The 5,100-nt window shown below is 68.5% G+C and carries 3 protein-coding genes and 1 pseudogene; 3 read left to right on the top strand and 1 reads right to left on the bottom strand.

What is annotated here, in order from left to right:
• Positions 1–1,129 (bottom strand): annotated as a pseudogene (locus tag ACHFFA_RS11575) (amidohydrolase); the annotation flags it as partial.
• A gap of 116 nt (positions 1,130–1,245) precedes the next feature.
• On the opposite strand from ACHFFA_RS11575, the gene ACHFFA_RS11570 reads away from it, so the two are divergent.
• The 3 genes from ACHFFA_RS11570 to ACHFFA_RS11560 form a co-directional block, all read left to right on the top strand.
• Entirely contained in the window at positions 1,246–2,325 is a 1,080-nt protein-coding gene (locus ACHFFA_RS11570; RefSeq protein ID WP_394270988.1) for a glycosyltransferase, read from the top strand.
• Entirely contained in the window at positions 2,322–3,692 is a 1,371-nt protein-coding gene (locus tag ACHFFA_RS11565) for a hypothetical protein (protein WP_394270987.1), read from the top strand. The genes ACHFFA_RS11570 and ACHFFA_RS11565 overlap by 4 nt, the downstream gene beginning before the upstream one ends.
• 41 nt (positions 3,693–3,733) lie before the next feature.
• Positions 3,734–5,100, top strand: a 1,367-nt coding sequence (locus ACHFFA_RS11560) for an O-antigen polymerase (RefSeq protein ID WP_394270986.1), incomplete at its 3' end; no start/stop codon positions are given.

Raw genomic sequence — 5,100 nt, 5'->3', positions numbered from 1 at the left:
CGCCGCTGCCATCGGCGTCGACGCGGCGGATCTTGCCGCCCGCCCAGAACACGATCGAGCGGTTATCGGGCGTCCACGCCATGCGCGGATAGACGCCGTAGACCGCCCAGGTTTCCTGCATGTCGAGGTCGAGCGCGTCATAGATCATCCGCTCCTCGCCCGTGACGAGGTCCTTCGTCCACAGCTGAGTCTTGTCCCTGTCGCGCCGGACGAAGGCGATGCTCTTCCCGTCGGGCGAAGGCAGCGGACGGACCGAGCCGCCATAGCCGCCGACCGCCGTGGTGACCTCGCCGGTATCGATGTCGTAGCGCTCGATGTTGAAGATGCCTTGCGTCGAATCCTGCGCGTATTCGAAGATCGGGCCCGAGGTAATGTTGCGGGTATAGTAGATGGCGTTGCCGTCGGGCGCGTAGATCGGCTCGCCCAGTTCCTTCTGCAGCACCTCGCTGGCGCGCTTGACCAGCTGCACGCCGCCCCCGCCAGAGACATGGTAGAGCCACACTTCGCCGGTGCCGAGGCTGCGCTCGGTCGTGAACTGTTTCTTGGCGACGATATAGCGGCCATCCGGCGACCAGCTCGGCTGGTTGAGCAGGCGGAAATCTTCCTTGGTCACCTGCTGCTTGTCGGACCCGTCGACGTTCATGATCCAGATGTTGTCGCCCCCGCCGCGGTCCGAGGTGAAGGCGATCTTGCGGCCATCGGGCGAAAAGTCGGGCTGCACCTCCCAGGCCAGCCCTTCGGCGATGCGGCGGGGCGTGCCGCCGGTGATCGGCATCGTGTAGATGTCGCCCAGCAGCGCAAAGGCGATCGTCCGCCCGTCGGGCGAGACGTCGACATCCATCCACGTGCCTTCCTCGGTGCGGATCGGCACGTCCTTCAGTGCGGCTCCGCGCGGCGCGAGGACGTCCCACTTGTCGTCCTTCTTTTCTTCGCCGGCGATCGGCACGGTGGCGGGCGCGGCATCGACCGCCTGCCCGCTGCCTTCGGGCGGCAGGTCTTCCTGCGAGGCGTCGACCTCCTGCTCCTCCACCGGGTTCGGGCTCGGCTGGGGAGGCTGCTGCTGGACCTGCGCCTGGGCGGAACCGGCCGCCAGGACCAGGGCGAGGGCGGAGGCGATGCTGATCGTCATGTCGGGGCTTCTCCCTTGCAGAGTCGGACGCTCTTCGCCTGCCGGCCTAGCGCAGCGATCCAGCTTGTGCCAGCGCCTGCCTTGCGCCGCCTCGCGGATCGTGGAACAGCCGCCCCATGGCGCAGGCGGGGGCGGAGATGAAGGCGGCGGGCGGCGTCACGGTGTCGGACGGACCGCACAGGCTGGCGCTGCCCGTGCCCCTGCGCTTCGTTCATATGGAGCGCAAAGGATGGGCCGAGGCGGTGGCCGCGCCCGATTTCGATGCGCTGATGAGAGCCTCGCCTACAGCGCTGGAGGCGTTCTCGCTTAATGGCGACCTCCTGTGGACGGTGCAGACCTGGTGCCGTCTGCGCGAAGCGGGCTATGGCGGGATCGAACTGGCCGCACGGCCGGCGCCCGGGCGGATCAATATCGCCAAGAGCAAGGTCTGGTCGCGGCTTGGCCGGCCGCGGGGTTGCTTCGCAGTATCGATCCAGGCGGATTACCCCCGCGTCCGCTGGGCCCAGTGCCATATCCAGCAGAACCGCGATCTGACCGCGCATGGCGATCTCTACCAGACGCTGTGGCCGCAGGCCGCGATCATCCCGCGCGATCCGGCGCGGCGGCAGGTGCGGCGGGTGGGCTTTCTTGGCAAGGCGGACGGCAATCTGGCGCTGGACGAGCGCGAATGGACCGCCGTCCTGGCGGCGCGGGGGTTCGAATTCGTCGCCCGCCCGCCCGGCCGGTGGCACGATTTCAGCGATCTCGACATCGCTCTCGGCATCCGCGATTTCACCACCCGGCGCCATCCGCACAAACCTGCGAACAAGCTGCTCAATGCCTGGATCGCGGGAGTTGCGTTCGTCAGCGGGAGCGACAGCGCCTTCGCCGATGTCGGACGCCCGGGCCGTGATTACCTGCGCGCGCTGACCCTTGCTGAAGCGCTGTCCGCGATTGAGCGTCTGCGGGCCGAGCCAAGGCTCTACGACGCTCTGGTTACCGCGGGGCGCACCCGCGCATTCGCCTTTTCGACCGCCGCGATCGTGGACGAATGGGTCGCCAATCTGGAGGGCCCGGTGGCCGAGCGGTATCGCGCCTTTGCCGCCGCGCCCGGGCAGGAGGCATTGCGGGCCGCTCTTGGCGGGGCGGCCCAGCATGGCATCGATACCGCCAAGGCTGCGGCGCGCATGCTGCTGCGCCGGCCCTACGAACCATGAGCGCGAGGCGACTGCGGCGCGGGCTCGGGGCCAATGCGCTGTCGATTGCGATCCGCATCGCGCTCCAGTTCGCGACCCTGCCCCTGCTGTTCGCCGCCTGGCCGGCGGGGCAGGTCGGGGTATGGCTGATGCTTTTCACGCTGCCGGCCTATGTCGGGATCGTCGGGACGGGGTTCGCCGGCGCCGGAGGAAGCGAAAGCCTCGCCGCGGCGCAGGCCGGCGACTTGCCTCGCGCCCGCCGCCTGTTCGTTGGCGCCTGGGCCGTGACGAGCGCGGGCACGATTGCGCTCGCGCTTGCCTTTCTCGCGGGCGGGGAAGCGCTTGCGCGCCTGATGCCGCTGGCCGAGGCCGACGTCGCGACGGCTGAGATAGGCACCGCGCTCGGCTGGCTGGCGCTGTATATAGTCGCCAGCAGCCAACTGGCGGTCGCCGATATCCCTTTTCGCGTCGCCGGGCGGTATCCCGACCATATCCTGCTGACGAGCCTTGCCGGACTGGCCGAGATCGCAATCATCGCCCTCTGCGCACTATTGTCGGGCGATCTTGCCGTCCTCGCGATGGGGCTTGCGCTGGGCCGTACCGGGATGGCGGCGCTCACGATCGTGTGCGCCCGGCGCGCGGCGCCGGACATGTTCGCCGGTTCACGGCGGACGGACCGCCGCACCATCGGCGCCTTGTGGCGTCCATCTCTCGCCTTCATGGCGATGCCGGTGATCTTCGGGCTGAACCTTCAGGGCTATCTGCTTCTGGCAGGGGCCCGCTTTGGCGCGGTGGCGCTGGCCGCCTTCGCCGCCACCCGCACGCTGACCCGGATGCTCGATCTCCTCACCAACCTTGCCTATGGGCTGCACTACTACGAAAGCGGCTATCTTTCAGATGACCGGACTGGCGTGCAACGCCGGATCCTGGCGACGACCACCGCCGCCTTGCTGGTAGTCGCGCTGACGTTTGCCGCCGCCCTGCTGGCGACAGGGCACTGGCTTCAGCCGCTCTACACCGGCGGACAGACGCGGTTCGATCCCGCCCTTGCCGCGGTGCTGCTGGCGGCGGCGGGGCTGCGTGCGCTGGCCGCCGCCCCGCTGGCGGTGCTGGCGGCGGAGAACCGCCACGGTCCGACGGTCGCCATCTACCTTGCCGGATCGCTTGCCGGTCTGGCCGGGGCGTCCATGCTGGCGGCGGCGGGCGCGCCGCTTGTCGCCTGTGTCGGCTTTCTGGTGCTGGCGGAGGCGGCGCAGACCATTCCCGCGCTCGGCGCCGCGCTGCGCCGTCTGGGGATGACGCCCGGCGCCTTCGCCCGCGCCGTCATCTCCCGCGACCGACTGGGCGATCTTGCCGCGATGATCCGCATGCTGCGCCGCCCGGCCTAGCCAATCCGCTTGTCTCGACGGCGGAGCATGCGATACGCCGCATGCCGCACCTCTGCCTCAAGGCCGCTTCGCCCGTGTACGATTTCACCCTCGCCGCATCCTGCCTCGTCTTCGCGATCGTCGCGGCGATCTTTGCCCGGCATCGCGCGGCCAGCCTCTATCATCCGGCAAGCTTCTATCTCGCCTTTCACGGCTTCGTCTTCGTGCTGCGACCCCTCGTTGCGCGCTGGTACGAGTTCGATTTCGTCTATCGACTGTACGAGTTCCAGCCCTCCCCCGCCGACAAGCTGACTGTGATTGTTGCCGCCAACCTCGCGCTGGTGGTGTTCGTGGCCGCAACCCTTGCGATCGCCCGCGATCCCGCACGGCCGACCGAGGCCGGCGCGGCGGACGAGGCGCGCCGGGCGCTGTTCTGGCCGATCGTAATTGCCGCTGGCGTGCTGACACCGCTGGCTCTGCAATCGCAGCTGTCGAACTGGGAACGGCGGGTCAATAATTTCGAGACCATGATGCGCGATGCCGCCACGGGCAATGCGATCAACCTTCAAGGCAACGGCTGGTTCACCGACAGCGCGCTCATGATGGCCCCGCTCGCCGTGATGCTATTGTGGGTGTCGCGCTATCGCTGGTGGGGATGGGGCTATCTTGCGCTGTTCGTCTTTCTCCAGGCCGGCACCGGCACAAGGCAGGCGATCATCTTCGCCATCGCGGCGAGCGGCGTCGCTCTCCTGCTCGAAAGGGGAAAGCGCTGGTTCGACTGGCGCTATGTCCTTCTCGTTCTGGCAGCCGGGGCAGCGTTCAACCAGCTGGTCATCGACCGCGGCGGGGCAGTGCGCGCCCTGGTCGCACCCGATCGGCCCGCCACCTTCGTCGAGGATCGCGCGCTCGCCCCGCTCGAGCACATGGATTTCGCCAATCTCGAGTATTTCGAATATCTCGTCTACGCCGTGCCGCAGCGCACGGGCACCTACGATTACTTCGCTCATATGCTGCAGATCGCCACTGAGCCGGTCCCCCGGGCGCTATGGCCGGACAAGCCCGCCGGCTCCCCGGTGCAGCTGTTCTCGCTGTGGGATTATGGCCAGCCGATCGGGATGACTGCATCGCTCCCCGGCATGGGGTGGATGAGCCTCGGCTATCCCGGCGTGGCGATCCAGGCGCTGATCTTCGCCCTGCTGTTCGGCGGGGCCTACCGCGCGCTGCTGATGAACCGGGGCGGGCCGGTGGCACAGCTCGGCTATGCGCTGATCATAGGCGCATCGCTGATCGGCTTTCGCGACGGCACGCTGCTTACCTTGCTGCGGGTGGCACCCTTCTATCTCGGCCCGCTGCTGCTTGCCGTGGCACTTGCCCGGCTGGCGCAAACGCGCGGCCCGGCGGCAGGGCCGAGGCCACGCGCCGCCACATA

This window comes from Qipengyuania sp., assembly GCF_043423005.1.
Classification (GTDB): Bacteria; Pseudomonadota; Alphaproteobacteria; order Sphingomonadales; family Sphingomonadaceae; genus Qipengyuania.
The sequence above is the reverse complement of the archived record's forward strand: the minus strand, read 5'-3'. Positions and strand labels throughout refer to the sequence as shown.

Bases quoted from the DNA above. Each gene is read 5' to 3' on its own strand.
- ACHFFA_RS11570 (WP_394270988.1), top strand. From the start codon at position 1,246: ATGGCGCAGGCGGGGGCGGAGATGAAGGCGGCGGGCGGCGTCACGGTG.
- ACHFFA_RS11565 (WP_394270987.1), top strand. From the start codon at position 2,322: ATGAGCGCGAGGCGACTGCGGCGCGGGCTCGGGGCCAATGCGCTGTCG.